Annotated in this window: 24 protein-coding genes; 10 read left to right on the forward strand and 14 right to left on the reverse strand. The window is 67.3% G+C overall.

Annotation, left to right across the window (positions count from 1 at the left end; genetic code table 11):
• Positions 1 to 25: 25 nt before the first annotated feature.
• Genes D4765_RS02730 through D4765_RS02755 form a run of 6 tightly spaced genes read right to left on the reverse strand, consistent with a single transcriptional unit; the run spans position 26 to position 7,400 of the window.
• Positions 26 to 1,072, reverse strand: coding sequence for an ROK family protein (locus D4765_RS02730; protein ID WP_136640695.1), 1,047 nt, complete (start codon positions 1,070 to 1,072; stop codon positions 26 to 28).
• Positions 1,069 to 1,995 (reverse strand): dihydrodipicolinate synthase family protein, encoded by a 927-nt coding sequence (locus D4765_RS02735; protein WP_136640696.1) that lies wholly within the window; start codon positions 1,993 to 1,995, stop codon positions 1,069 to 1,071. The genes D4765_RS02730 and D4765_RS02735 overlap by 4 nt, the downstream gene beginning before the upstream one ends.
• 50 nt (positions 1,996 to 2,045) lie before the next feature.
• A complete protein-coding gene (locus D4765_RS02740; protein WP_136640697.1) occupies positions 2,046 to 2,846 on the reverse strand; it encodes an ATP-binding cassette domain-containing protein in 801 nt (266 codons plus the stop codon).
• Complete coding sequence (locus D4765_RS02745) at positions 2,843 to 4,867, reverse strand: dipeptide/oligopeptide/nickel ABC transporter permease/ATP-binding protein (protein ID WP_136640698.1); 2,025 nt, start codon at positions 4,865 to 4,867, stop codon at positions 2,843 to 2,845. The genes D4765_RS02740 and D4765_RS02745 overlap by 4 nt, the downstream gene beginning before the upstream one ends.
• Before the next feature lie 2 nt (positions 4,868 to 4,869).
• Positions 4,870 to 5,823, reverse strand: a complete 954-nt coding sequence (locus tag D4765_RS02750) for an ABC transporter permease (RefSeq protein WP_136640699.1) — start codon at positions 5,821 to 5,823, stop codon at positions 4,870 to 4,872.
• Complete coding sequence (locus tag D4765_RS02755; protein ID WP_237280220.1) at positions 5,820 to 7,400, reverse strand: ABC transporter substrate-binding protein; 1,581 nt, start codon at positions 7,398 to 7,400, stop codon at positions 5,820 to 5,822. Before D4765_RS02755 ends, D4765_RS02750 begins: the two co-directional genes overlap by 4 nt.
• A 127-nt stretch (positions 7,401 to 7,527) precedes the next feature.
• Here D4765_RS02755 and D4765_RS02760 point away from each other — a divergent pair, with 127 nt between their 5' ends.
• From D4765_RS02760 to D4765_RS02775, 4 genes are read left to right on the forward strand one after another with little or no spacing between them, the layout of a single operon-like run.
• A complete protein-coding gene (locus D4765_RS02760; RefSeq protein ID WP_237280221.1) occupies positions 7,528 to 8,262 on the forward strand; it encodes a FadR/GntR family transcriptional regulator in 735 nt (244 codons plus the stop codon).
• Positions 8,259 to 9,263, forward strand: a complete 1,005-nt coding sequence (locus D4765_RS02765) for a Gfo/Idh/MocA family protein (RefSeq protein ID WP_201799211.1) — start codon at positions 8,259 to 8,261, stop codon at positions 9,261 to 9,263. Before D4765_RS02760 ends, D4765_RS02765 begins: the two co-directional genes overlap by 4 nt.
• Positions 9,260 to 10,405 carry a Gfo/Idh/MocA family protein gene (locus D4765_RS02770; protein ID WP_136640701.1) on the forward strand — a complete coding sequence of 382 codons (1,146 nt, stop codon included), beginning with the start codon at positions 9,260 to 9,262 and terminating at the stop codon, positions 10,403 to 10,405. The genes D4765_RS02765 and D4765_RS02770 overlap by 4 nt, the downstream gene beginning before the upstream one ends.
• A complete protein-coding gene (locus D4765_RS02775; RefSeq protein ID WP_136640702.1) occupies positions 10,402 to 11,502 on the forward strand; it encodes a DUF4862 family protein in 1,101 nt (366 codons plus the stop codon). The genes D4765_RS02770 and D4765_RS02775 overlap by 4 nt, the downstream gene beginning before the upstream one ends.
• Before the next feature lie 32 nt (positions 11,503 to 11,534).
• On the opposite strand, the gene D4765_RS02780 is transcribed toward D4765_RS02775, so the two are convergent.
• Complete coding sequence (locus D4765_RS02780; protein ID WP_136640703.1) at positions 11,535 to 12,314, reverse strand: glucosamine-6-phosphate deaminase; 780 nt, start codon at positions 12,312 to 12,314, stop codon at positions 11,535 to 11,537.
• A 128-nt stretch (positions 12,315 to 12,442) separates the two neighbouring features.
• Between D4765_RS02780 and D4765_RS02785 the strand changes: the two genes are divergently transcribed.
• Entirely contained in the window at positions 12,443 to 14,482 is a 2,040-nt protein-coding gene (locus D4765_RS02785; RefSeq protein WP_136640704.1) for a sialidase family protein, read from the forward strand.
• 10 nt (positions 14,483 to 14,492) lie between these two features.
• On the opposite strand, the gene D4765_RS02790 is transcribed toward D4765_RS02785, so the two are convergent.
• Both D4765_RS02790 and D4765_RS02795 read right to left on the reverse strand, forming a co-directional pair.
• Positions 14,493 to 15,278: a hypothetical protein gene (locus tag D4765_RS02790; RefSeq protein WP_136640705.1), complete on the reverse strand. Its 786-nt coding sequence runs from the start codon at positions 15,276 to 15,278 to the stop codon at positions 14,493 to 14,495.
• Positions 15,279 to 15,364: 86 nt separating this feature from the next.
• A complete protein-coding gene (locus tag D4765_RS02795; protein WP_136640706.1) occupies positions 15,365 to 15,757 on the reverse strand; it encodes a PPOX class F420-dependent oxidoreductase in 393 nt (130 codons plus the stop codon).
• 97 nt (positions 15,758 to 15,854) lie between these two features.
• Between D4765_RS02795 and D4765_RS19095 the strand changes: the two genes are divergently transcribed.
• Positions 15,855 to 17,288, forward strand: coding sequence for a protein kinase domain-containing protein (locus D4765_RS19095; protein ID WP_237280222.1), 1,434 nt, complete (start codon positions 15,855 to 15,857; stop codon positions 17,286 to 17,288).
• Positions 17,289 to 17,351: 63 nt separating this feature from the next.
• Here D4765_RS19095 and lipA read toward each other — a convergent pair whose 3' ends face one another.
• From lipA to D4765_RS02825, 5 genes are all read right to left on the reverse strand, one after another.
• Entirely contained in the window at positions 17,352 to 18,293 is a 942-nt protein-coding gene (gene lipA, locus D4765_RS02805; protein WP_201799212.1) for a lipoyl synthase, read from the reverse strand.
• Complete coding sequence (lipB, locus tag D4765_RS02810; protein ID WP_136640707.1) at positions 18,290 to 18,937, reverse strand: lipoyl(octanoyl) transferase LipB; 648 nt, start codon at positions 18,935 to 18,937, stop codon at positions 18,290 to 18,292. The genes lipA and lipB overlap by 4 nt, the downstream gene beginning before the upstream one ends.
• Positions 18,938 to 19,058: 121 nt before the next feature.
• Positions 19,059 to 19,655 (reverse strand): DnaJ family domain-containing protein, encoded by a 597-nt coding sequence (locus D4765_RS02815; protein ID WP_136640708.1) that lies wholly within the window; start codon positions 19,653 to 19,655, stop codon positions 19,059 to 19,061.
• 91 nt (positions 19,656 to 19,746) lie between these two features.
• A complete protein-coding gene (locus tag D4765_RS02820) occupies positions 19,747 to 20,691 on the reverse strand; it encodes an alpha/beta hydrolase (protein ID WP_136640709.1) in 945 nt (314 codons plus the stop codon).
• A gap of 99 nt (positions 20,692 to 20,790) precedes the next feature.
• Positions 20,791 to 21,810, reverse strand: coding sequence for an LLM class flavin-dependent oxidoreductase (locus D4765_RS02825; RefSeq protein ID WP_136640710.1), 1,020 nt, complete (start codon positions 21,808 to 21,810; stop codon positions 20,791 to 20,793).
• A 177-nt stretch (positions 21,811 to 21,987) separates the two neighbouring features.
• Between D4765_RS02825 and D4765_RS02830 the strand changes: the two genes are divergently transcribed.
• From D4765_RS02830 to D4765_RS02845, 4 genes are all read left to right on the forward strand, one after another.
• Positions 21,988 to 22,902 (forward strand): alpha/beta fold hydrolase, encoded by a 915-nt coding sequence (locus D4765_RS02830; protein ID WP_136640711.1) that lies wholly within the window; start codon positions 21,988 to 21,990, stop codon positions 22,900 to 22,902.
• A gap of 194 nt (positions 22,903 to 23,096) precedes the next feature.
• Positions 23,097 to 23,771: a FadR/GntR family transcriptional regulator gene (locus D4765_RS02835; protein ID WP_136640712.1), complete on the forward strand. Its 675-nt coding sequence runs from the start codon at positions 23,097 to 23,099 to the stop codon at positions 23,769 to 23,771.
• Between the two features lie 113 nt (positions 23,772 to 23,884).
• On the forward strand, positions 23,885 to 24,802 hold the full coding sequence (locus D4765_RS02840; RefSeq protein ID WP_201799213.1) for a fumarylacetoacetate hydrolase family protein: 918 nt from the start codon (positions 23,885 to 23,887) through the stop codon (positions 24,800 to 24,802).
• Entirely contained in the window at positions 24,799 to 25,587 is a 789-nt protein-coding gene (locus D4765_RS02845) for an SDR family NAD(P)-dependent oxidoreductase (RefSeq protein WP_136640713.1), read from the forward strand. Before D4765_RS02840 ends, D4765_RS02845 begins: the two co-directional genes overlap by 4 nt.
• The last annotated feature ends 15 nt before the right edge of the window (positions 25,588 to 25,602 follow it).

The following is a 25,602-nucleotide window of genomic DNA, read 5'->3' on the forward strand; positions in this document are numbered from 1 at the left end:
GGGTTCGATGAGGGAGGATGCGAGGTCAGGAGCTCGTGACGACGCGGTGGCCCAGTGCCGCGGCCGGGTGGTCTCCGGCGGGGCTTCTGGCCCTCCGCACGAACGCGGCTGCCGCGCCGATGAGCGCTGCGTCGGCACCGAGTTGCGCGGGCACCAGGGGGCACCCGGCAACGCTCGGCATGAGCTCGGCAGCGGCGCCGCGCCGAACGGCAGACCACCAGAACTCTCCCGCATCGCTGAGGCCGCCGCCCACCACCACAGCGTGCGGGTCGAGGCTGTTCACCAGCCCGCCGATGGCGCGCCCCAGAGCGTACCCGGCCGTCTCGATCGTGCGCTCGGCGATCGGGTCTGCGGCACCGGAGGCGCGGGCGAAGACACCACGCGCATCGGTCACCACCGGGTCGCCACCCGCAGCGCGGTAGCGTTCGGCGATAGCGGGGCCGGAGGCGATCACTTCGAGATGCCCCTCGCGCCCACAGGTGCAGGGCAACCCGGCGGCCTCGGCGGCCGGGAGATGGCCGAAGTGGCCCGAGAGACCGGTGGCGCCCGCCCAGACGAGACCGTCGGTGACGAAGGCTCCCCCGATGCCTGTTCCCGCAGCGATCATCATCATCGACGGGCATCCGCGACCCGCACCGGCGAGCGCCTCACCGAGGGCGTGCGCGTGCACATCGTTCAGAACCGTCACAGGCAGCTCGAGGCGATCTTCGAGAACGGCCGCGAGCGGCGTGCCCGCCCAGCCGGTGAGCGACGAGGTGGCCGAGACAACGGTTCCGGTGGCGCGGTCGATGACGCCGGCCGAACCCACCCCGCAGCCCGCGACCGGATGCCCGGCCCGGCGCGCCTCGGCCAGCAGGCCCGAAGCGACGCGCACCACCTCGGCCACGATGGCAGCCGAGCCCAGAGCGGCCGGCGTCGGCGAGCTCGCCAGCGCCACCACCCTCGCGCCCCCGGCCAGATCGATACCGGCGAGATCAGCTCCTGCTGAGTCAGCCCCGGCCGCACCCGTGAACTCGACGAGGCCCACTGCGATCTTGGTTCCGCCGATATCGACGCCGAGCACGAACGTCATGTGACGAGCAGCCCCGAGCGGTCGACGATGGCGTGGATGCGTTCGACGGTGCTCTCGTCGAGCTCGGCAACCGGCTGCGACATACGTGCACTCGAGATGACGCCCAGGCGCGCGAGCGCCACCTTGAACGCCCCGATGCCGGCAGCTTCGCCGCTCACTCCCTGCGCCTGAAACACGATCTCGAACAGCGCGCACAACTCGTCTTGCAGCGAACGCGCGCGGGCCCAGTCGCCGTCGACGGCGGCCTCGTACATCTCGACGTACCGGCGCGGGTCGATGTTGCCGAGCCCGGGTACCACCCCGTGTGCACCCCAGAGCAGCGCACCGTCGGCCACCACCTCGTGCCCGGTGAAGAGCACGAGTGGTTCACCGGCGGCCCGGTTCGCGTTCACGAGGCGACGAAACGCCACGTCGTCGCCGCTGGAGTCTTTCACCCCGGCGAGGATGCCCTCAGCGCCGAGCCGCACCAACATGTCGACCGTCAGCTTGTTGTGCACCCGAACGGGAACGTCGTAGGCGAACAGCGGAAGAGCCGTTGCCCCGGCGATCAGGCGGAAGTGGGTCTCGATCTCGGCGGTGCTCGGCAGCGTGTAGAAGGGCGCCGTGGCAACGATCGCGTCGGCTCCGGCCTGCTCGGCGAGGCGAACCTGCTCGATCACGCGGGCGGGCGTCATCTCGTTCACCCCCACGATCAGGGGCACGCGGCCGGCGGTGACCCGAGCCGACTCTTCGATCACGCTCACCCGCTCGGCGTCGGTGAGAAACGCGACCTCGCCCGACGAGCCGAGCACGAAGAGGCCGTGCACCCCGCCTGCGAGCAGATGCTCGATGACCGAGCCGAGACCGGGCAGGTCGAGGGCGCCATCGGCTGTGCGCGGGGTGACGACGGGCGGAATGACGCCGTGAAAACGGGGTTCTGACATGGGTGTATCTCCTCTGGGTAGAACGGTGAAAGACAAAAAATGGGTGACGGTCAGTGCCGAAGAAGGCTGGGCGCGGCGCCCAGCAGAGTGCGGGTGTACGGGTCGGTGGGATGATCGAACACCTCGGTCGCGGTGCCCTCCTCGACGATGCGACCGAAGTACATGACGAGAATTCGGTCTGACACGTAGCGAACGGTCTGGATGTCGTGCGAGATGAACACCATGCCGAGGTTCAGGCGCGTCTTCACATCGCTCAGCAGGTTGAGAATCTGGGCGCGCACCGAGACATCCAGAGCCGAGGTCGGCTCATCGGCGACGATGATGTCGGGTTCGAGGGCCAGCGCCCGGGCAATGGCCACCCGCTGGCGTTGGCCGCCCGAGATCTGTCCTGGAACAACCTCGGCAGCCGAGGCCGGCAGCCCCACCAGGTTGAGCAGTTCGAAGACCCGCGCCTCACGCTGCGATTTCGACCCGATGCCATGCACGTTCAACGGGTCGCTGAGCACATCGTGCACCGTCATGCGGGGGTTCAAGGCCGTGGCCGGGTCTTGAAAGATGACGGAGACCGACTTGCCATACGTCTTGGCCACCGCTGCAGACCGGCGCCGAATGTCGGTGCCGCGAAAGTACACCGACCCCTCGGTCGGCGCCTGCAACCCCACCATCACCCGGGCGAGCGTCGACTTGCCGCAGCCCGATTCGCCCACGATACCGATGGTCTCGCCGCGGCGAACCGTGAGGCTCACATCGTTCACGGCGGTCACCGTGTCGCGACGAAACAGCGTGCCGGTGCGGGCGGTGTGCACTACCTTCACGTGCTCGAGGCGCACAATCTCTTCGTTCGCGCTCATCGGTACAGCTCCAGTTCATCGTCGGCGGGCAGATCGACCGGGTTGAAGCTCGCGAAGGCGTGCTCGGTGCCGGGAATGAACGTCAGGCCGGGTCGCTCTGCCCGCACGGGCGCGAGGCTGAGCGATCGTGGGGCGAAGCGGTCGCCGGTGGCGAAGTCGCGGGGCGACGGCACCATTCCGGGTATCTGGTGCAGGCGATCGGCACCGTCTTCGATCGACAGCACCGACCCGAGCAGGCCACGGGTGTACTCGTGCTGGGGGCGCGCCAGCAGACTCTTCGTCGGCGCCGACTCGACCACCTGACCGGCATACATCACTGTGATGCGGTGGGCGAGTTCGGCGACCAGGGCCAGGTCGTGGCTGACGAACACCATGGCGAAACCGAGCTTCTCACGAAGGTCGTTGAGCAGGTCGATCACCTGTGCCTGCACGGTGACATCGAGAGCGGTGGTGGGCTCGTCAGCCACCACGAGCTTCGGGCTGCGGGTGAGTGCCAGCGCGATGAGTACCCGCTGGCGCTGCCCGCCGCTGAGCTCGTGCGGGTAGCTCTTCAGAGTTCGGGCCGGGTCGAGCCCCACCAGTTCGAGCAGTTCTTCGGCGCTTCGGGTGCCGCCGCGCCGCAGCAACTGGGTGAGCTGGCTGCGAATCAGCATCGACGGATTCAGTGAACTGAGCGCGTCTTGGTAGACCATCGACATGTCGTGGCCACGAAGCGCGTTACGGCGCTTCGGGTTCGCCTCGAGCAGGTTCTCGCCCTCGAAGAGCACCTCGCCGGTCACCTCGGCCGACGCCGGCAGCAGCCCCATGATGGCGAGGCTCGTGATGCTCTTGCCGCAACCCGACTCACCCACCAGCGCCATGGTCTCACCGGGGCGCACCGAGAAACTCACGTTGTCGACCACGGCGACGTCGCCGTGCCGTTCGGGAAACCGGATGCTCAGGTTCTTCACTTCGAGCAGCGGCGCAGCGTTCGAGCTGTAGACGAGCCTGTCGGTGCGCGTGCGCTCTGCGGTGCGCAACAAGGCGAGATGCCGCGTGAGAGACGCGGGTTCGGCACGGGCGGTGGGGGCCCGGGCATCCATCTCCCGAGGCGCACCGTCATGCGTCGATGCGGTCTCGACGCTCTCGCCATCGACGGCCGCGACCGCTTTCACCGCGGCCGCATTCTTTCGGATGCTCGGCCGTACCATGGCATCGGTCAGACCCTCGGCGAGAATGTTGAGCGCCAGCACGGTGAGCAGAATGAGCATGCCAGGGAAGAAGGTGGCCCACCATCCCCCGCTCAGCAGCAGGTTGCGCCCGTACGAGATGACGTTGCCCCACGACGGGGCGGGGTCTTGCACACCGGCACCGATGAACGACAGGCTCGCCTCGAACACGATGGCGTCGGCCACCAGAATCGTGGCGAAGACCATGACGGGAGCGGCGCAGTTGCGGGCCACGTGCTTCAGCAGAATGTACGACGTGCGCGCACCCATCACCTTCTCGGCCGAGACGTAGTCTTCACCGAACTGGCTGAGCACGTTGGCCCGCACGATACGGCTGAGCTGCGGAACGTACAGAAAGGCGAGGGTGCAGATGAGCACTGGCAGCGACTTGCCGAAGACCGCGACGAACACGACGGCCAGTGCAATGCCCGGGAACGACATGACAATGTCGAGCAGGCGCATGACGATCTCTGAGACGGCCTTGCTCGCCGTGGCAGCGATCGAACCGATCACCGCTGCGAACACCAGCGCAAGCGCCGTGGCGCCGAGCCCGATGGCCAGCGAGTACCGGGCGCCGAAGACCAGCCGGGAGAAGATGTCGCGCCCTGCACGGTCGGTGCCGAACCAGAAGTCGGCCGACGGAGGTTGGGCCGGGATGCCCGTGGTCAGCGGGTCGTGAGGCGCAACCAGTGGCGCGAAGACAGCCGCGAACACGATGACCAGAAAGAACCCGAGGGCGAATTTCGAACCCAGCGGAAGCGCGGCAATGCGCAGCCCCGGGGTGGCGAGCCGTTGGGTGAGAGTGCGACGCATGATTAGACCGCTCTGATTCGGGGGTTGATGACCAGGTACAGCAGGTCGACCACGATGTTGACGACGACGAAGGTGAGGGCGATGACCAGGGTGACGCCCTGCACGAGGTTGGTGTCGCCCGAGGTCACCCCGTTCAAGATGAGTTCTCCCATACCGGGCAGGTCGAAGATGACTTCTATGACGACGGCGCCGCCCAGCAGGTATCCCACCCGCAGGCCGAGCACCGTCACCGGGGTGATGAGCGCGTTGCGCAGCACGTTGCGGCCGACCACGACGTGCATCGGCAGGCCAGAACCGATGGCGGTTCGCACGTAGTCCCGGTCGAGTTCTTCGACCATCGATGTGCGAACCACCCGGGTGAGAGACGCGGCGACCGGCACACCGAGCGCCAGAGCCGGCAGCCACATCGAAGCGAACCAGCCGCCGAGCGAGTCGCCAGGGTTGACGTAGCCACCGCTCGGAAACCAGTTCAGATCGAGCGCGAAGGTCTTGATCAACAAAATCGCGAGCCAGAACGACGGCGTGGCGATGCCGGCGATCGACACGACGCGAATGACCTGGTCTGGCCACCGGTCGCGGTAGAGCGCGGCCGCCACACCCAACACGAGTGCGAGCACGACCGCGATCACCAGACCGAGGAAGGTCAGCTGCAGAGTGAGCGGGAACGCAGTGGAGATGAGCGTGGTGACCGGCTTGGCGGGCGGAACCGTGTTACCGAGATTGCCCGTGAACAGGCCGCCCAGAAACCGGAAGTACTGCTCGAAGACCGGGTCGTTCAACCCGTTTGCCGCACGATACGCCTGCTTCGCAGCTTCGGTCGCGCTCTCACCGAGCGCGTTGGTAGCCGGGTCGGTGGGCGAGAACTGCATGACGAAGAACACCAGCAACGTGATGCCGAGCACCATGAAGGGCAGCCACAAAAGGCGCCGCCCCGCCAGTCGAGCCAACGCGATCACGAGACGGTGGTTCCCACATCGAGAAACGACAGGCCCGAGATCGACAGCGGCTTGAACGCGGGAACATCGGTCGCGTTCCAGGCCGTCGGCAGTTTGCGGTGGAACAGCGGGTACAGCGGCACGTTGTCAGAGATGATGTCGAAGATCTGGCCCCAGGTGGCTTTCTGCGCCGCCGCATCCGACTGGGTCGAGGCGGTGTTCAGAAGGGCCGTGACCTGGGCGAACTCGGGGGTGTCGGCCCAGCGGTAGCGCGTCACGGGCCAGACGGTTCCCGCGAACCACCAGCGCAGCAGCAGGTCGACGTCGTTGCCGAAGACCGAGGGGTCGCCGGGCGCGACCATCACCTGTAGGGCGCCACCGTCGACCTTCTTGTACTGGCCACCCGACTGGCCGATGTCGAGGGTGGTGGCGATGCCCACGGCATCCAGACTCTCTTTGATGAGCGGAGCGACGTCTTTCACCCACGCGGTGTCGGTGGTCAGCAGCGTGATGGCGAGGTTCGACACACCGGCGTCGGCAAGTAGCTGTTTCGCCTTGTCGGGGTTGTAGCTGTAGACCGTCTTGGCCTCGACGTACGACGGGTGGTCTTTCTGCACGAAGCTGCTCGCGGCCGTGGCATTGCCGAGCAGAGCGGTGTTGATCACCTTATCCATGTCGATCGCGTAGAAGAAGGCCTGCCGAACGCGCTTGTCGTTGAAGGGGGCCACCGAGCAGTTGAACATCATGAAGAGCAGGCCGAACGACTGAACCGACTGAACCGTGATCTTCTTGGCGAGCGCATCGGCGTCGAGGTAGGGCACGTCTTCGATGGCTTCGACACGACCCGACTGGGCCGCGGTGACGCGGGCCGAGGCGTCAGAGAGCAGGTTCCACGTCATGGCGGCGGCCAGCGCGGGGCGCGTACCGTTGTAGGCGTCGAAGCGCTGAAACTCGATCTTGTCGTCTTTGGTCGCCGAGATCATCTTGTAGGGGCCCGAACCGGTGGGCAGGCTGTCGAACTTCGACTGGTCGGCCAGCACGAGGGCCTTGGGCACGATCTTCACGACCGAGATGCGCGAGGGGAAGAGGCTGAAGGCGTACTTCAGTTTGAACTGAACGGTGCTCGCGTCTTTCGCTGTCACGGAGTCGAGAAAGGGCAGAAAGCCCCGGTACAGCGAGTTGTTCGCGGGGTCGATGACGCGGGTGAACGAGAAGACGACGTCGTCGATGGTCACCGGGCTGCCGTTGTGGAAGGTGGCGCCGCTTCGAATCGTGGCCTCCCACGTCGTGTCATCGATCTGCGTCGGCATCGCCGTGGCGAGAGCGGCGTAGGGCTGGCGTGTGGCGGGGTCGAGGTCGACGAGGCCTTCGAGCACGTGCCAGTTGGCCGCGACGGTGAGGGCCGCCGAGGTGGTCATCGGGTCGAAGCCGGTCGAGAGCGGGTACGACATACCAGCGATGATCGTTCCGCTCGGGTTCACGGTTGCTGATCCGGCGCCGGCTGCCGTTGTGGAGCTCGGCCCGCTGCAGGCCGCGAGGGCGGCAACGATGCCCAGGGCACCGGCCGACTGCAGAAATACCCTGCGACTGGTCTGCACGTGGAGCGCTTCTTTCAACATGAATTGCCTCTCGGGAATGAATATCGGACATCTGATGTCCTATGTGGGTAAACTGACGGTAATACCTCGTTGTGAGAAAGGTCAAGTCGAAATGCAAATCACCCCGATGACGGCAGGAGAAATCTTTCCTGCCGACATGAGCCGCAAGCGGAATTCGGTCACCGACCAGATCAAGAATTTCATTCTGCGAAACGACCTGCGACCCGGCGATCTCATGCCCACCGAGTCGGAGATCTGCGCGACGCTCAACGTGAGTCGCTCGAGTGTTCGCGAAGCCATTCGCACTCTCGCCGCCCTCGACATCGTCGAAGTACGCCACGGCTATGGCACCTATGTGGGCAACCTCTCGCTCGCACCCCTCGTCGAAGGGCTCGTCTTTCGTGGGGTACTGAGCCCCGAAGACAACTTCGCAGCACTCCGCGAAGTAGTCGAAGTGCGCGAGGCGCTCGACCTGGCCATGGCCGGGCCCATCGTGACGGCATTGACAGGCCAGAACGACGAGCAACTGCGGGCCCTCGTGGGCACCATGGTCGACAAAGCAACTCGAAACGAAGCCTTTCCCGAAGAAGACCTCGCCTTTCACACCCGGCTTCTCAGCTATCTCGACAATGCCCTGGTCGGCCAGCTGGTCGCCGCCTTCTGGGAGGTCAACACCGTGGTCTATCCCCTCTTGGGGCTGGCCCCAGCAGCGGATATGGATGAGACGGCCAAAGCACACGGAACAATGCTCGATGCCGCAGAAGCCGGCCGCATCGACGACTACAAGCAGGCCGTGATCGACCACTACCTACCCCTCAGACGCGCGCTGCAGAAAGCGAACGCCCGACGAGCCGAGAAGTGACTCCGCTACGGGTAGCCGTGGTGGGCACCGGCAGTTTCGCCCGCGAACACGTCGTCGCGCTCAGCCAGCTTTCGGGGGTGCGCGTGACGCACGTCGCGGGCAGCGACCTCGGCCGCGCCCAGAGCGTCGCCGCACTCGCGCCCGGCGCCATCGGCACGACCGACATCGCCGGCACAGTAGGGCTTGACGGCATCGACGCCGTCGACGTCTGCAACGCAACTCCCGACCACAAGCGTTGGGTGATCGCCGCTGGCGACGCCGGTAAACACGTGCACGTAGACAAGCCCGCCGCACTCACGGTGGCCGACTTCGACGAGATGGTCACGGCCACCGAAGGCCGTGGCCGCACACTCATGGTGGGGCAGACCGTACGGTTTCAGCCCGTGATCGCTGAACTGCAGCAGCAGGTCGCGTCGGGTGACATCGGCGACCCGAAGCTGCTGCACGTGACGTGGTACACCGGCCACGTGTGGCCGAACGGCTGGCGCGGGTGGCAGCTCGACACGGCGCTCTCGGGCGGGCATCCGGTGCACAACGGCACCCACAGCATCGACCTCGCGGTATGGCTGATGAACTCCCGGCCCGTCGAGGTGTTCGCGCGGCAGTTCGCCACCTTCGCCGCCAACATGCCGATGCCCGACAGCTTTCAGCTTCTGGTGCGGTTCGAGAACGGCTCTCTGGCTACCCTCGAACTCTGTTACGCGCTTCGCCAGCCGGGCGAGTTTCTGCGCCGAATCGTGCTGGCGGGAACCGAGGCGACACTCGCGCACAGCACAGAGGCCGACCCGGGGCTGGCATCGCCCGGGCATCCGGTACCCCCAGCCTCGATCGAGGGCGCCCTCGCCGCCCAGCTCGCACACTGGGTGCACTCGATCCGAACGAAAGAGCCGTTTCTCGTGACAAACCGCCAGGCCCGCGCTGCACTGATGACGGCCGTGGCCGCCCAACAATCGCTCGACACCGGCCAACCCGTGCAGATCGAGCAGACGGTGGCACTGTGAGCGGCCGGCCGGTGCGCGTCAGTTTTGTCAGCGGCGTGCGGCACGCCGGGCCGTACCTCGAGATTCTGCGCCACGACCCACGCGTCGAACTCGTGGGCGTCGCCGAAGAACCGGGCGTACCCGAGTGGATGCTGCGCGACAGCCAGCATGTCGCCCGCCGCGCTGAGACGGCCTGGTTGCCGAGCGTCGACGATGCGCTCGACCCCGACAGAGTCGATCTCGCCTTCATCTGCAGCGAGCCCACCCGGCACGCACGCCTCGCGATCACGGCAATGAAACGCGGAGTGAATGTCGTCGTCGACAAGCCGGTCGCCACGACGCTCGACGATGCCGACCTTGTGCTCGACGCCGCGCGCGATGCCCGCGGCTTCTGCAGCGTCATCAATCGAACGCACTCCCCGGCGCTTCGCCGCACCCGGCGCTACGTCGACGCCGGGTACCTCGGGTTGCCGCGCCACCTCGACGTGGAATTTCTCGCCAGCGGCCGACACTTCAGCACCTCGGTCGAGCGTCCGGGGCTCGTCATCGACCCTGCTCTCAGCGGTGGCGGCGAACTGCTCAACTTTCTTGGCTACTGCGTCGACGCCGTTCGCTACCTGACCGGCCTCGAAGTCGAGTCGGTTTACGCGATGACGGGCGCACTGTTCGGAGCCGGGCATGCCGACCGCGGTGTCGAAGACACCGCCGTGGTGTCGCTCGGCCTCGAGCACGGGGTCACCTGCACCGTCACTGTGGGCCGGGTGGCATTCGCGCCCGGGCTCGGGCCGACCAGCTCGAGCATTCGTCTGCTCGGTTCGCACGGGCACGCCGTGGTCGACGACGACAAACCGGCCGTGCTGCGCTACGGCGGGCACCCCGCGCTGTCGGCGCACCCGGTGGGCGGCGATGGGTCTGCGGTAGCGCTGCGCCTGTTTCTCGACCACGTCGTGGGGCGTGCGGTCGAGGGCCGAGCACCCGACTACGGGCTGGCGGATGCCCGGGCAGGCCTCGCGGTGATCGATGCTGCCTATCGCTCGGTGGCTTCACGCGCGGTGTGCGCTCCGGCGAAGCGTGGTGGTGGCACGGCTGACGGCGCTGCTGAGGGTAGCGCTGCGGGTGCTGGCAGCGATGCTGGCGCGGCACGAATCGGGGTGCACTCGTGAGCGGGTTCATTGTCGGCGCCTATGCCGCGGCCCCGGGCGAGCTCGACCTCGACCCGCGGGCCGAAGACGAGTGGTACCGGCACCTCCGCGACATTCCGGGCGTGGGCGGCCTCGAGCTGGCGTGGGCCGGCACCCTGCACCCCCGGGGCGTTGAACGTCTCGCCGAAGTGCTCGACCCGGCGTGGGGCTCCGTCGTGACCTGCATTCCCGGCACCGGTCGCACGCTGGCGACCGATCCCGTCTTCGGTCTCGCTTCTGACAACACCGACGGGCGACACCGCGCCGTCGACGACCTCGCCCGTGTGCACGCCGAGGTTCGTCGACTTCAGCACGAGCGGGGTGACGCCGCGGTGCTGGCCGTAGAGATTCACTCCGCACCGCACTCGTTCGAGGTGCGGTCGTCGCCCGAGAGCTTCGCCGCGTCACTCAGCGAGGTGGCCGCGTGGCCGTGGGGCTCGGCCCGACTCATGGTCGAGCACTGCGACGCCGTGGTGCCAGCGGTTTCCGGCCGCGCACGTCTGCGTGCCCAGAAGGGGTTTCTGAGCCTCGCTGACGAGATCGCGGCCGTCGCCGCCGCGAATGCCGCGATCTCCGCCATGCAGGCATCCACGCAGACGGCTGCACCCGCATCGGCCACGTCCGCTCTGCGCCCAGCCATCGGCCATGCGCTCAACTGGGCACGTTCGGCCATCGAGACGCGAAGCGTCGACGGGCCGGCGGCCCACCTCGCCGCCATGGTCTCTGCAGGCACCCCCACCGCGGTCATGTTCTCGGGCGTCTCCCCCGTCGAAACCGAGTACGGCGAGGCGTTCCTCGACGCGCATCTGCCCGTCGCCGCCCCCGCGAACGGCTGGGCAGGTGCCGCCGGGCATGGCCCGGTCGGCGCCGCCGAGAACGACCGCAGAAGTGGCCTCGAGCCGACCTCGCTGCTGACCGGCGACATCGTGCAGAGCACCCTGGCGCTGGCAGGCCCGACCGGCTTCGCGTACGTCGGGGTGAAGGTGGGGGCATCCCGAACCCGACTGACCCACCTCGACAGGCTCGCCCCCACCCTCGCCACGCTCGCCGCCCTCGAACACGCCGCACTCACAGGCTGACGCCACCTCGGCCCGTCGGTCGGCCCGCTGAGTTACAGCTCCTGCCAGGCCGGCCGGTTGTCGAACACGTAGCGGTAGTAGTCCGCGTTGACGAGCTCGGCCGCGGCTGCCTCGTCGACGATCACCGTGACGTGCGGGTGCAGCGCAATCGCCGACGCCGGAACCGATGAGCTCACCGCCCCCTCGACCGCCGCCGCCAACGCGTGCGCCTTCGATGCCCCGAACGCCAGCAGAACCAGGTGCCGCGCCCTCAGAATTGTGCCGATTCCCTGCGTGATGCAGTGCATCGGCACGTCATCGATCGACTCAAAGAACCGCGCGTTGTCAGCACGGGTCTGCGGCGCCAGCGTCTTCACCCGGGTCAGTGAGGCGAGTGACGACCCCGGCTCGTTGAACCCGATGTGCCCGTCGGTACCGATGCCCAGAATCTGCAGGTCGACCCCACCCGCCGCAGCGATGGCCGCCTCGTAGTCGCGCCCGGCATGCTCTGCTGTCTCGATCTTGCCGTTCGGCACGGCAATCCGTCCGGCGTCGAGCCCCAGCGGCACCACCACTTCTCGGTCGATGACGGCCCGATAGCTCTCCGGATGCCCAGTCGGCAGCCCCACGTACTCATCGAGCGCGAACCCCCGAACCTGCCCGAGGTCAGCCCCAGCGAGCTGCACCGCGAGGTGACGGTACATCGTCAGCGGGGTTGACCCCGTGGCAAGGCCCAGCACAGCCGCCGGAGTCTGCCGCACCAGCCGCGCCACCACCGCCGCGCCAAGAGCACCGCCCTCGTCTGCGTCTTTCACAATGACCACTTCTGCCATGCCGCACTCTCCTCGATTGGAAATCATGACACCAGACATCAGATGTCCCTTCCATCCTATGGCGACTCCTTGCTAGAGTTACCGCAAATATGACGTCAGATGTCGTATCTCAGGGAAAGGATTCATAGATGATTCACGCACCCCTTAGCACCGCACGCACCGCACGCACGGCACGCACCGGTCGCACCGCACTCCTCGCAACCGCACTCACCGCCAGCCTCGCAGCCGCCGCACTGCTCGGCGCCCCCGCCGCCAGCGCGACCCCGAGTGATCCACCGGGCACGCTCACCACCACGAGCCTGGCCCCCACGCTTGTCTCACCCTTTGCCGCGTACCGCATCCCCGCGCTCAGCTATCTGGGTGACAACGTGGTTGTCGCCGCCTGGGATGGGCGACCCGGCAGTGCGGCCGATTCGCCGAACCCGAATTCGATCGTGCAGCGCCGAAGCACCGACGGCGGCGCAACCTGGAGCACCCAGGCCACGGTTCTCCAAGGAAACCCCGACACGGCCGGCTCAGGAGCGAACAAATACGGCTACAGCGACCCCAGCTACGTTTACGATCACGTTGCAGGCACCCTCTTTCTGTTCTCGGTGTACTCGAAAGACCAAGGTTTCGGCGGCAGCACCTTCGGCAACGACGACGCGAACCGCCAGGTGATCAGCGCGCAGGTCTCGCAGTCGACCGACTTGGGTCTCACCTGGGGAGCGCCGCGGCTCATCACCTCCGTCGTCAAACCGGGAACCAGCAGCGCGGCTCCGGTTGCGGGCGATGTGCGGGGGATGTTCGCCACCTCGGGTTCCGGCATACAACTGAACTACGGCAGCCACGCCGGCCGGCTCATCCAACAGTTCGCCGGTGACGTTCGGCAGGCCGACGGTACGAACCAGGTCGAGGCGTACAGCGTCTACTCCGACGACCATGGGGCTTCGTGGTCGCGCGGCGCATTCGTCGGAACCGGTATGGACGAGAACAAGACGGTCGAGCTCTCTGACGGCCGCGTTCTCCTGAACTCCCGCGACCACGCGAACCAGGGCTATCGCAAGGTCGCCCTGTCAAGCGACGGTGGTGCAACGTACGGCCCGGTCACCAGCGACCTCGAACTGCCCGACCCGGCCAACAACGCCTCGCTCGTGCGCTTGTACCCCGACGCGGCGGCCGGCACGCCCGAGGCGAAAATACTGCTCTTCACCAACGCGAACTCGCAGTCGGCCCGGCAGAACCTGACCGCCCGTGTCTCGTGCGACGACGGCGCAACGTGGCCTTTCGCCCGCCAACTGAATGCCGGCTTCTCGGCATACTCAGTAGCGGCGAGGTTGGGAGGCGACTCTGTTGGTGTGCTTTATGAGTCGAGCTACTCCACGGGCATCCAGTTCGCCGCACTGAACGACGCGTGGCTGGCCTATTCGTGCGGCGGGGTCACCCCCATCGCGGGCACCACTGTCACAGGTCAGCGAACCGACGCCGCACGAAACCTCGGCACAGCACCGTACTCCGCGGGCGAGCAAGTGCCGTACTCCTTTCGCGTGACAAACCACTCGACGGGCACGGTCAGCACAACTCCCACGGCGGGCAACTTCACACCCCTCGTGGCCCCAGGAACGGGCAACTGCCGCTACCTCGCCCTGGCCGCCGGCGCCTCTTACACCTGTGCGACGCCCACCCATACCGTCACCGCAGCCGAGGCCAGCCAGGGCTACTTTGTGCCCGACACAACCTGGTCGGTCTCACCGTCGTCGAGCGGGAGCGGGCGTGTACTCGGGCTCCCGGTGAACCTGACCGCGGGTGTTCACGTCGACAGCGCAACGATTTCCGGCGTCAGCATCGTGGGCGCACGGGCCGACGCGGGCCGTGACGTGGCGGCAAGCCCGTATGCTGCCGGCGACACCATCGCGTACCGTTTCGCGGCGACCAACACCACCGCGACCACCGTCTCGGTAGCCCCCTCGAGCGGCAACTTCACGCCGCTGGTGGCTCCAGGAACGGGCAACTGCCGCTACTCATCACTGGCTGCCGGCGCCTCGTACACCTGCACAACACCCACCCACACCGTCACCGCAGCCGAGGCCAGCCAGGGCTACTTCGTGCCCGACACGACGTGGGGTGTGACAGTCGGCACCACCACCACCTCGGCCCGAATACTCGGAACACCGGTGAGTCTTCGCTAACGCGTGGGCATCACACCGCGGAGGGCCTCGTCACGGGGCTCTCTGCGGTGCGATGCCCCACCCGTTCGGCCAACCGCTCACGGTGGTGCCGCTCGCCGCGAATTGTCACGACGCCCACCACGATCACCCACGCGAGAAACGGAAAGGTGGCGGTCGCCGTCACCCCCGGGCCCCCCGCCGAGAACAGGTTCTTCGAGCTGGTGCCGTTGAAGATGGCCGGAACGGAGAGCAGATTGGTTGCCGCCACGGCGAATGCGAACCAGCCCGTCCAGCGAGGCAGGGTCGTCGACGCGAACGTCACATAGCCGGCCGCCGCCACGACGAGGGCTGTCAGCATGCCACCGATCGAACCGAACATCACGATGTGCCCTTCGATGAGCGCCCGGATGACCGTGCCATTGGGAGCCTGGCCGACGGTGTCGAGCGCACCACCGGCATCCAGTGCATCACCCACCAGCGTCACCGCGACGAACACCAGCCCCGACCCGTAGCTGAGGTCGGCGACCCACTGCAGGTCGTGCCGGGCCACGGTGATGAGCTGGCGCAGGCTTGCGAGAAAGACAACCAGCGCGGCCATGAGGAAGATGTCGATGAAGATGACCGTCAGCGAAGCGTTCGCCACTTTCGCCGTGAAGGCGGCGAGCGCCGACTCGTCTGAGAGTTCGGGGCGCGAGCCCACTGCGGCCACCTTCACAACGAACTCGCTCGACATGAGAACAGCCACGGCGATGGCTGAGATACCCGTCCATCGCCGAACATCGGGCTTCAGGGTGTGCTGCGTCAGGATGCGTGGCATAGCGCGCTCTTTCTCCTCGGTGCCCCCAGTCTGCTGCAGCGCCCTGGCCCGCACACTGCGACGCGCAGACGAAGCACCCCCGCTGATCAGCCCTGTGAACTGATCTTGTCAGGCCGAATCACGAGGATGACCCGCTTCTGGTCGCGGCCCCCGTACCAGGGATAGGCGGTTCCGAGGTACTTCTGGGCGAGCTTCTCGATGTGCTCCACTGCTCCCTCTGTCTCGGTCGATGTCACGGTACCGCGAACCTGGTAGTACCGGCTGGGGTTGCCCGGGTCAGAGAGGGCGACGGCCACGCGAGGGTCTCGCTCGATGTTGCGCAGCTTCTGAAACCCCTCGACCGTGTTGATGATCACGTTCTCGCCATCGGTGTCGACCCACGTCTGGGTGAGCTGGGGCGAGCCGTTCGGCATCGTGGTGGCGATGTAGCAGAGTGCGCGTGAATTCAGCAGGGCCAGCAGTTCGTCAGAGAGCGTCATGCGAGCAGATCATACAGTACGCACGACACCCCGCCAGACGAAGCGTGCCCCTATGCGTGAGCCTCGCCACCGAACGTATGATAAAAAACGAGAGTGGGTGCACGTGTCCGAGGTGGTGTCTAAGGGTCCTTCCGAGAAGGTTCTGGGTGGTCGTTACCGCCTGGGCACGCCGGTCGGGCAGGGCGGAATGGCGACGGTCTTTCGGGCGCGCGATGAGATTCTCGGGCGCGAGGTGGCGGTCAAACTCTTCACCAACAGCGCCGCCGATGCGGGTCGAGAAGAGGGCGAACTGGCGGTTCTGGCAAGCCTTGACCACCACGCACTGGTGCAGCTGTACGACGCGGGTATCGACCGCGATGAGTACGGCCGTGCCCACCGCTACATCGTCATGGCGCTGGTCAACGGCAGCGACCTGCATGACCGGGTGGGGGTGTCGGCCCTGTCGGCCCGGCACATTGCCGAAATCGGCTACGACATGGCCGAGGCGCTCGACTACATTCACGCGCACAACGTCATTCACCGCGACATCAAGCCGTCGAACATTCTGGTGGTCGACTACGGCGACGGCTCACCCCGTGCCCGCGCCAAATTGACTGACTTCGGTGTGGCCCTGACCGCGGACATCGAAAGGATGACCGCCGAAGGCGCCACGACCGGTACCGCCGCCTATCTCAGCCCCGAGCAGGCCTCTGGGCGCCCGGTCGGGCCCGCGAGCGATGTGTATGCACTCGGCCTTGTGCTGCTGGAATGTTTCACGCGCTCACTCGAGTACCCCGGAAGCGTGGTGGAGTCGGCCATCGCACGCCTCCGCCGCGACCCCGTGATTCCCGCCGAGCTGCCCGACTACTGGCGACAGCTGCTCGGGGCGATGACGGCTCGCAACCCGCTCGAGCGCCCGGTGCGGCATGAGCTTGTCGCGATTCTGAAGCAGGTCGTCATCGCTGAGAGCGGGCGTCACAAAGACGAGGTGATGCACCCGTTGTTCGAAGACGACGAGAAGCACCCTTCTCTGGCGCCGCGCCCCAGCGTTCTCGACACCCTGCCAGACGAAGCCCTCGATCGCGTGACGGTGATGGCGGCGCGGTTGTTCGCGGCGCCCATCTGCATCATCAGCGTTCTCGACCACGATCGGGTGTGGCTGAAGACGCACTACGACACGTCTGCAGAGCAGACGGCGGCCGGCAACCTGAATCTGACACTCACCGCGCAACCACAGTCCGAGCCAGTGGTCATCGAAGACACCATGCTCGACTCGCGCTCGAGCGACAGTTCTCTGGTGACAGGTGACTTCGGCATGCGCTTCTACACGAGCGTGCCGCTGAAACGTTCGAGCGGCACAGTGATCGGCACCCTCTGTGTCATCGATTTCGAGCCGCATGCAGTGTCGAACGAAGAGGTCGAGAACCTGAACGACCTCGCCGCCCTCGTCGTCAGCCAGCTCGAATTGCGTCACGTGGGAATGCGGACAACCAGCGAGATCCGTGTGAACACAGCACCGCCGGTTGCCGCCCTGGCCCCACTGGTTCACTGACCGCATCGGTCGCAACCGTGCAGGTCACCGATTCGACTACCGGGCCACGCCGATGAGCCATTGTCACACCGTGACGGAGGCCCATCCTTTTTTCTTCATCGACTCGCTCCACAGTCGGCCGGCGCGGTACGACGAACGAACCAGGGGGCCGGCGAGCACCCCGTGAAAACCCAGCTGCTCGGCCTCTTCGGCGATCTCGACGAACTCCTCCGGCCGCACCCACCGCGCCACCGGCAGGTGCCGGGGGCTCGGCCGCAGGTACTGGGTCACCGTGATGATGTCGGTCTTCGCGAGGCGCAGATCGCTCAACGCCTCACTCACCTCGGCGCGGGTCTCGCCCATGCCGAGGATGAGGTTCGATTTGGTCACCAGCTTCGCGTCGCTGGCCTGGGTGAGAACATCCAGTGACCGTTCATAGCGAAACGCCGGCCGAATACGCTTGAAGATACGCGGCACCGTCTCGACGTTGTGGGCGAAGACCTCGGGGCGCGAGGCGAACACTTCGGCCAGCAGTGCCGGGTTGCCCGAGAAGTCGGTAGCGAGCAGTTCGACCCCGGTGCCCGGGTTCTGCGCGTGAATCTGGCGCACCGTCTCGGCGTGCAGCCAGGCTCCCTCGTCGGGCAGGTCGTCTCGGGCGACTCCGGTCACCGTGGCGTAGCGCAGCTGCATCTGGTGCACCGATTCGGCCACGCGGCGCGGCTCGTCGGTGTCGTAGTCGGCGGGTTTGCCCGTGTCGATCTGGCAGAAGTCGCACCGCCTCGTGCACTGCGAACCGCCGATGAGAAAGGTCGCCTCGCGGTCTTCCCAGCACTCGAAGATGTTCGGGCAGGCGGCCTCCTGGCAGACCGTGTGCAGTCCCTCGCTCTTCACGAGCTCCTGCAGCTTGCGGTACTCGGGGCCGAACCGTGCCCGGGTCTTGATCCACTCCGGCTTCTTCTCGATGGGGGTCTCGGCGTTTCGAACCTCGAGCCGCAGCAGTTTGCGATCCCCCACGGTGGCGCTCATGCCGCCACCGCCGGCACGCGCTCGAGCACCCGACAGAGTTGCTCTTCGACTGCTGCCTGCACCTCCCGCGGTTCGATCCGTCGACCGAGTACCTCGGTCATCGTGGTCACACCCGCGTCGCGAATACCGCAGGCCACAATGTGCTCATACGGTTCGAGGCTGTTGCTGCAGTTGAGGGCGAAACCGTGCATCGAGACGCCTTCAGACACCCGGATGCCGATGGCTGCGATCTTCGCCTCGGCTCCGTTCTGCGTCACCCACACTCCCGAGCGGCCCTCGACGCGATGCCCCTCAATACCGAACTCTGCCACCACGGCACTGAGCGCCGCCTCGAGGTCGCGCACGTACCGAACCACCTCGAGCGGTTCGGGCAACCGCAGAATGGGGTAACCGACGAGCTGCCCTGGGCCGTGCCAGGTGAGCTTGCCACCGCGATCAGAGACCACGACCTCCGAGCCATCGGTGGGCAGCTCGCTCGGTTCGGTGCGCTTGCCGGCGGTATACACCGCGCGGTGTTCGAGCAGCAGCACCGTGTCGGGTGCGGTGCGCGCGGCAACTCTTCGGTGCAGGTCGCGCTGGCGCTCGAGCCCCTCGTCATAGGGAATGAACCGGCTACCGAGGTCGAGCGGGCAGAATTCGATCATGCACCATGGTCGCATTAAATGTACTGAGTTCACAAAAGGCGTTGACCGCTTGCCGGCGAGGAGCCCCGCTGCCCCCTGGGGTGCGTCAGATCCAGCGCATCTGATCGTGGCGGCACCGCGGTTACCCCCGCCGCCTCGCCCGCCGACGCTCCCGCCACGACATCGCCTCGAGGGCAGCGTCGGCCCGCTCGCGCGCCTGAAGCATCTCCTGATAGCGCTCGGCACGGCGTTGCCGCCACCGCTCGAGTTCGCTGTCGATGTCGCGCGTCGGTGTGATCACCGGCGGCCCGCCCTTCAGTTGCCGGCGCGCTTCGACGATGCGCCGATTGAAGTCGTCGAGCAGGTCGCGAACGGCCGTTTCTGAGGGCGCGGCGTCGAGCCGGGCATCCAGAGCCGTGTTCTCTGCGCGCAGAGTGAGCGCCGGCGGGCCGAGGCCGGTGATGTTCTCGCGTTCGATCTTCTTGCGGATCCACCAGTCGGGGTCGTACGTCTGCTGCAACCCGCTGAGGGGCTTGCCAGCGCCCGGCAGGTTGTCGAAATCGCCGCGGCGGATGGCCTGCTGAATGGCGATCTCGACGAACTGCGCCCGTGCCTCCATTCGGGGCTGGCCCGCGGTGTCGGCCTCGTCATCGGGCTCCGCGCTGCCGGGGGTCGTGCCATCGACTTTATACCGGGCCACATTCAGGCGAGCGTCACTGCGCTCGTTCTTGCCGCTCATGCGTCAAGCCTAAGTTCTGCCCAGCGCTTCGTCGAGGGGGCTCCGGATGCCCCGCGGGGCTGCCCACACCACCCCGCCGAGCCGCCTCATCTCAGCCGTCGAACCCGTTCACGAAGGTCACGCTGGCCTGCTCGATCTGCGTGCGGGCATCATCGTGAGAGACACCCGCCACCCCGTCTCCCGCCTGCGGGCCGTAATCGCCGAAGAACGCGTGCACTCCCCCGGCGATCACCACATACTGTGTGTCGGCGGGAAGCGACGGCTTCGCTGCGTCGATCTTCGCCGGCGTCGCAAGGCCGTCGTTCGACCCCGAAACCGAGAGCACCCGGGCGCCGAGGCCGCTCATGTCGGTGGCAGGGTACGACGCGTACAGCAGCAGCCCCACCACCTTCCAGGTGCTGGCGCCGGCGAACGAGCCTGCGTCGATGGCGGCGACGGTTCCACCGAGCGAGTGGCCACCGACCACCCACTGGGTCACGGAGGCATGCGCCGAACGCGCTCCGCCGAACGCGGCCGCCGAGAGAAAGGCGATGCCGAGCGGCTGCTTCGGAATGACAACGAGGTGCCCCGCCTCGGCAAGCGGCCTCAGAACGGCGGCGTAGGCCCGGGCATCCACTCTGGCACCCGGCTGAAAGAACACCCCGGTCGCTCTGACCGTGCCGGTCGGAGTCAGCACGATTTCTGTGGCGTCTTCGGTCACCGTGACAGCCGCATCAGAGCGCATTGCCGCGAGCGCCGGCTCGTCAGCCGACGACGGCACCAGCCATGCCACGGCCGCAATCACGATGACCCCCAGTCCGAACGCCACCACCCGCAGCGGTCGCAATCGTCGGCGCACGACCACTCGCCGGCGCCACGATCGCACCGCCACCACCACACACACGACGAAGGTGACCGCCAGAATCACGGTGTATGCCGGATGCCCGTGCACCAGCATCGACCCGGTCGACACTGCCGCCCACACCGACACCAGCGCGCCGAGCGTCACCGCACTGCGCACCGCCCAGAACCCGATCACGTCTGTTCTACTCGCCACCCTGCAATTCTGCCGCACCCACGGGAGGCGTGCGGGGTTTCACCTGATGCGCTCGCAGGGTGTAGCGAGGAGCGGCCCGCAGGCCCGGTGCAGAGGGCGCTACGCGCCCGGTTTCCAACCGAGCAAGGGGCCGAGCACCGTGGCGACGTCGGTGAGGATCTGAACGTAGTCGGCGTGCTCGAACGAGAAAGGCAGCGCGAAGACCACCTCGTCGACGGCCTGGAATCCGGCGTGCGCTCGCAGAGCATCCGCAATCTCGGCAGAGCTGCCCACGATGTCGGGCGCGAACAGAATGCGCTGCGGGCCCTGCGGCGTCTGTGTGCGCGCGAACCGGCTCTCGGCGTAGGCGCGGTACCTCGTCACCTGCTCGGGAGTCGCGGTGTCGGTCGGAATCACGACGAGCCCCTGCGAGGCGCGTGCCGCCTGGCCGAGCGGGTGTGTCTGTCGAAAGAGGTCGATGTGCGAGCGCTGGATGCGCGCGAAGTCGTCGTCTTCTTCGGCCCGCACCACACTGCTCGTGAGCAGGTTCAGCCCGTTCTCGCCCGCCCAGGCGGCCGATGCGAGCCCGGCGGCGCCGTACCAGACGCGATTCACGAGGCCCGGCGAGTGCGGCTGGATGCGCGGCGAATAGGCCTCGATGCCCTCTGTTCCGGCGAACGTGCTCACCGCGTCTCCTCGCAGGTTCGCCAGCACGCGCAGAACCCGATCGTGCCCGAAGTTCTCGCCCTCGGCCGTGTCGGGGTACAGGTGCGCCTTGATGTCGTCGAAGTGCGTGGGCGGCCCCACGCTCACACCGGCGTTCAGCCGGCCGCGGCTGAGAACGTCGACGGTAGCGAGGTCTTCGGCCAACCGAAACGGGTTCTCGAAGCCGAGCGGAATCACCGCGGTTCCGAGCTCGATGCGGGTCGTTCGCTGGCTCGCCGCCGCCAGCACTGCGACCGGCGATGAGATTCCGTACTGCAGGTGCCGGTCGCGCAGCCACGCGCTGTCGAACCCGAGCTGCTCGCCTAGTTCGATGATCTGCAGGGTGCTCTCGTGCCCAGCGAACGGGTCGGCCTCGTCGAACAGCCCGATGCTCAGAAAGCCCAGCTTCGCGAGGGGGCGTGCGGTGTCTGGCATGGTCTCTCCCGGGGTTCTGACCTCCCTTCATTGTGCACCGCAATCGCCACAGTCGGGCGCGCCGCTGTCAACCCTCCCAGGGTTTACCCCCGCTCGCCGCCGATCCGTGATTCAGTAAAACGGTACTGTTCGTCGCGCGCCTCGCATGGCGCGACCGGCTCGGGGGGTGGCACGCGCGTGGCCAATCACAGATTCATGCTCGACGACGGGCGCGGCCTCGGCGTCTCGGCCGCTGGCGACCCGGCGTCGAAGCGCCTCATCGTGCTCTGCCACCCCACCCCCGGCGCGGGCGGATTCGACCCGAACCCCACCGTCACCGCCCAGTGGCCGGTTCATCTGCTGATGCTCGACCGCCCCGGTTACGGGGCCTCAGACCCGCTCCCAGAGGGGGCCATTCCGACCATCCAAGACCGGGCCGACGACCTGGCCACGTTCCTCGCCAGCTCAGAAGACGAAGCCAGAGCGGTCGGAGGCGCCGACTTCGGCACGGTGGGCGTGGTCGGCTGGGGCACGGGCGGGGCCGTCGCGCTGTCGCTGGCTGCGCGGCACCCCGACCTGGTCGACAGGGTTGTCGCTGTAGGGCTGCCCCGCGCATCCGGAGTCGCACTGGGCGACACCGTTCGCCGCCGCATCGGCCTCTCATCGATGAACGCCCACGCCCCGCTGTCGCAACTCACCCGCGCACTGGGCGCCGGGCCCGCCCTCACCCGCGCCTCCCTCGGCATCGCAGACGACGACCCAGCCCTCTCCCGCCCGGGTGTCGCAGGCCGCATCGACCGGATGCTCGCCGAAGCCAGCACGCAGGGCCCCTCCGGTATCGCCACCGACCTGCTCGCGTTCCGCGACCGCGGCTGGGTCGACGAGTTGCCGCGCATCACGGCCGCAACGCTGCTGGTCTACGGCGACCGGGCCGACGACGGCTCCGACGGCTCCGGTTCTGACACAGCCGCCACAGCGGCTGCGGACGGCCAGTGGTACCGCCGCCGCATCCCGCGCTCGCGTGTCATCCGCGCGGCCGGCGCCCGCGAGCTCACCCTCGTGAGCCACTGGCGGCGCATCCTCGCGCACGTCGCCCCCGCTCGCCGCCCCTGACCCCGGGCGCCCCGACGAGGCAAGGCCATTCTGGCCAGCAGACCGATGTGACACAGGGCATGCGGCACACGATCCCTCATACAAGAGCGGCGGCTCGATAGCCGCAATACTCAGCCATCGGTGCAGATCTCTGTTCAGTTGGCACGCCCGACACATAGGATGTCTGAACACCCTTCCCGAACCCGAGAGACCCCATGGCCGTCACTGACGAAGCGATCAGCCGCATCCGCGAGATGATTCTGCGCGGCGAACTGCGGCCCGGCGACCGCCTGCCCCCCGAGGCCGAGCTCAGCGAGCGGCTGGGTCTCTCGCGCAACTCCCTTCGCGAAGCGGTGAAGGCGCTCGAACTCATCCGGGTGCTCGACGTGCGCCGCGGTGACGGAACCTACGTGACCAGCCTCGAACCCGGCCTGTTGCTCGAGGCCGTGCAGTTCGTCGTCGACCTGCACCAAGACCAGTCGGTGCTCGAACTCTTCGAGGTGCGCCGTATTCTCGAATCGTCGGCCGCCGCCCTGGCCGCCACACGGATGACACCGGATGCCCTGACCGACCTGCGCCGCAGCGTCGACCTCGCGGCCGCCACCGACGACGTCGCGGCCCTCGTCGAGCACGATCTCGACTTTCACCGGCGCATCGCAGCGGCCAGCCGCAACGACTACCTCTCGACGCTGCTCGACGCCCTCAGCAGCAAGACCGTCAGAGCACGGCTCTGGCGCGGAATCACCGAGGAGAACGCAGCCGGACGCACCCTCTCAGAGCACGCGGCCATCGTCGAGGCCATCGCGGCGGGCGACGCCGAGCTCGCCAAGGGCCTCGTCACGGCCCACATCGCCGGCATCGAGGGGTGGATCAGGCGCGCCACCACCTGAGATAGAAAGCCGAGCGTGGCACACTGCCGCCCGAACCCGCTCTAGCGCCGAGCGGCGGCTAAACGTAGGATGTATGGAGCCACCTCAACCCCACCGCCTATAGAAAGCCCTGCATGAAGCTCCTGCGCCTCGGCCCCCTCGGCCACGAGATCCCCGCCGTTCTCGACGAGCACGGCACCCTCTTCGATCTCAGCTCCCTCACCGCCGACCTCGACGGCGCCTTCTTCGCGCGAGGCGGCATCGCCGAGGTGGCTGCTGCCCTCGTAGCCGGCACCCTCGCCACGCTGGGCGACCCGAGTGACGGCTCGGTGCTCCGCGTCGGTGCCCCCATCGCCCGCCCGACCGCCGTGATCTGCATCGGCATGAACTACGCGGCCCATGCCGCCGAGTCAGGTTCGCTGCCGCCCACCCAGCCCGTGATCTTCTTCAAACACCCGAACACTGTCGTCGGCCCCTACGACACCGTGCTCATCCCGCCAGGCTCGACGAAGACCGACTGGGAGGTCGAACTCGCCGTGGTCATCGGCTCTCGCGCCCGCTATCTCAGCAGCCCCGACGAAGCGCTCGGCGTCATCGCCGGCTTCGCGGTCTCGAACGATGTCTCAGAGCGGGCCTACCAGATCGAGATCTCGGGCGGCCAGTGGAGCAAGGGCAAGAGCGCCGAGACGTTCAACCCGCTCGGCCCGTGGCTGGTGCCGACGGCCGAGGTCGGCGACGGGTCGGGCCTGCGCCTCTCCTCCACTGTCAACGGCGAGCCGCGCCAAGACTCGAACACCAGCGACCTCATCTTCGACGTGGCCACCATCGTCTGCCAGCTGAGCCAGTTCATGGTGCTCGAGCCGGGCGACCTCATCAACACGGGCACCCCCGAGGGCGTCGGCCTGTCGGGCCGCTTCCCGTACCTCGCCGACGGCGATGTGTTCGAGTGCAGCATCGATCTGCTCGGCACACAGCGCCAGCCGGTGCGCCAGACCGTGCTGCCGCCGACGCAAGAGCAGCGGCACACAACCCAGCCCGGGAGCCCCTCGTGACCGACAGCACCCTCACGCGACGGGCCGACGACGGCAGCTACGACGGCACCGTCGCCGTGGTCACCGGTGGAGCATCCGGTCTCGGCAAAGCCATCGCCGAAGAGCTCTACCGCCGCGGTTCGACCGTGTACTGCCTCGACCTCACACCCGAGCAGGTCAGCGCGCCCCTCATCGGCGTGCACTGCAACATCGGCGAAACGGCCAGCGTCACGGCGGCCATCGCCGAGGTCGTCGCCAGCGCCCACCAGCTCGACATCGTTGTGGCGAACGCCGGCATCGGAGCCCAGGGCGACATCGAGGCAAACGACGACGACGAGTGGATGCGCGTGCTCAACATCAACGTCATCGGCTCCGCTCGCACCGTTCGTGCCGCACTGCCGCACCTGCGCGAGTCGTCGAAGGCCGCCATTGTCTTCACCTCGTCGATCGCAGCCTGGGCCGGGCTGCCCCAACGGGCGCTCTACTCCGCCTCGAAGGGGGCCATCTCGGCCCTCACGCTGGCGGTGGCCACCGACTGCCTTCCGCTGGGCATTCGCGTCAATGCCGTCGCACCGGGCACCGCCGACACCCCATGGGTCGGCCGGCTGCTCGACTCGGCTGCCGACCCCGCGGCAGAACGCGCAGCCCTCGAGAGCCGCCAGCCCACCGGCCGGCTGGTTCAGCCGAACGAGGTGGCCGAGGCCGTCGCCTACCTGGCCTCCCCCACCTCGCGGAGCACGAACGGCGTCATTCTCGCCGTCGACGGCGGCCTGTACTCGCTGAGGCCGCGCCCGAATCAGGGGTGAGGCAAGCGCTCGAGC

Source organism: Subtercola vilae (assembly GCF_004923255.1).
GTDB lineage: Bacteria > Actinomycetota > Actinomycetes > Actinomycetales > Microbacteriaceae > Subtercola > Subtercola vilae.

What these genes read in the sequence shown, in the direction of transcription:
- D4765_RS02730 (WP_136640695.1), bottom strand. Translation starts at nt 1,072, where the DNA reads ATGACGTTCGTGCTCGGCGTCGATATCGGCGGAACCAAGATCGCAGTG.
- D4765_RS02735 (WP_136640696.1), bottom strand. Translation starts at nt 1,995, where the DNA reads ATGTCAGAACCCCGTTTTCACGGCGTCATTCCGCCCGTCGTCACCCCG.
- D4765_RS02740 (WP_136640697.1), bottom strand. Translation starts at nt 2,846, where the DNA reads ATGAGCGCGAACGAAGAGATTGTGCGCCTCGAGCACGTGAAGGTAGTG.
- D4765_RS02745 (WP_136640698.1), bottom strand. Translation starts at nt 4,867, where the DNA reads ATGCGTCGCACTCTCACCCAACGGCTCGCCACCCCGGGGCTGCGCATT.
- D4765_RS02760 (WP_237280221.1), top strand. Translation starts at nt 7,528, where the DNA reads ATGACGGCAGGAGAAATCTTTCCTGCCGACATGAGCCGCAAGCGGAAT.
- D4765_RS02780 (WP_136640703.1), bottom strand. Translation starts at nt 12,314, where the DNA reads ATGGCAGAAGTGGTCATTGTGAAAGACGCAGACGAGGGCGGTGCTCTT.
- D4765_RS02785 (WP_136640704.1), top strand. Translation starts at nt 12,443, where the DNA reads ATGATTCACGCACCCCTTAGCACCGCACGCACCGCACGCACGGCACGC.
- D4765_RS02790 (WP_136640705.1), bottom strand. Translation starts at nt 15,278, where the DNA reads ATGCCACGCATCCTGACGCAGCACACCCTGAAGCCCGATGTTCGGCGA.
- D4765_RS02795 (WP_136640706.1), bottom strand. Translation starts at nt 15,757, where the DNA reads ATGACGCTCTCTGACGAACTGCTGGCCCTGCTGAATTCACGCGCACTC.
- lipA (WP_201799212.1), bottom strand. Translation starts at nt 18,293, where the DNA reads ATGAGCGCCACCGTGGGGGATCGCAAACTGCTGCGGCTCGAGGTTCGA.
- lipB (WP_136640707.1), bottom strand. Translation starts at nt 18,937, where the DNA reads ATGATCGAATTCTGCCCGCTCGACCTCGGTAGCCGGTTCATTCCCTAT.
- D4765_RS02815 (WP_136640708.1), bottom strand. Translation starts at nt 19,655, where the DNA reads ATGAGCGGCAAGAACGAGCGCAGTGACGCTCGCCTGAATGTGGCCCGG.
- D4765_RS02825 (WP_136640710.1), bottom strand. Translation starts at nt 21,810, where the DNA reads ATGCCAGACACCGCACGCCCCCTCGCGAAGCTGGGCTTTCTGAGCATC.
- D4765_RS02835 (WP_136640712.1), top strand. Translation starts at nt 23,097, where the DNA reads ATGGCCGTCACTGACGAAGCGATCAGCCGCATCCGCGAGATGATTCTG.
- D4765_RS02840 (WP_201799213.1), top strand. Translation starts at nt 23,885, where the DNA reads ATGAAGCTCCTGCGCCTCGGCCCCCTCGGCCACGAGATCCCCGCCGTT.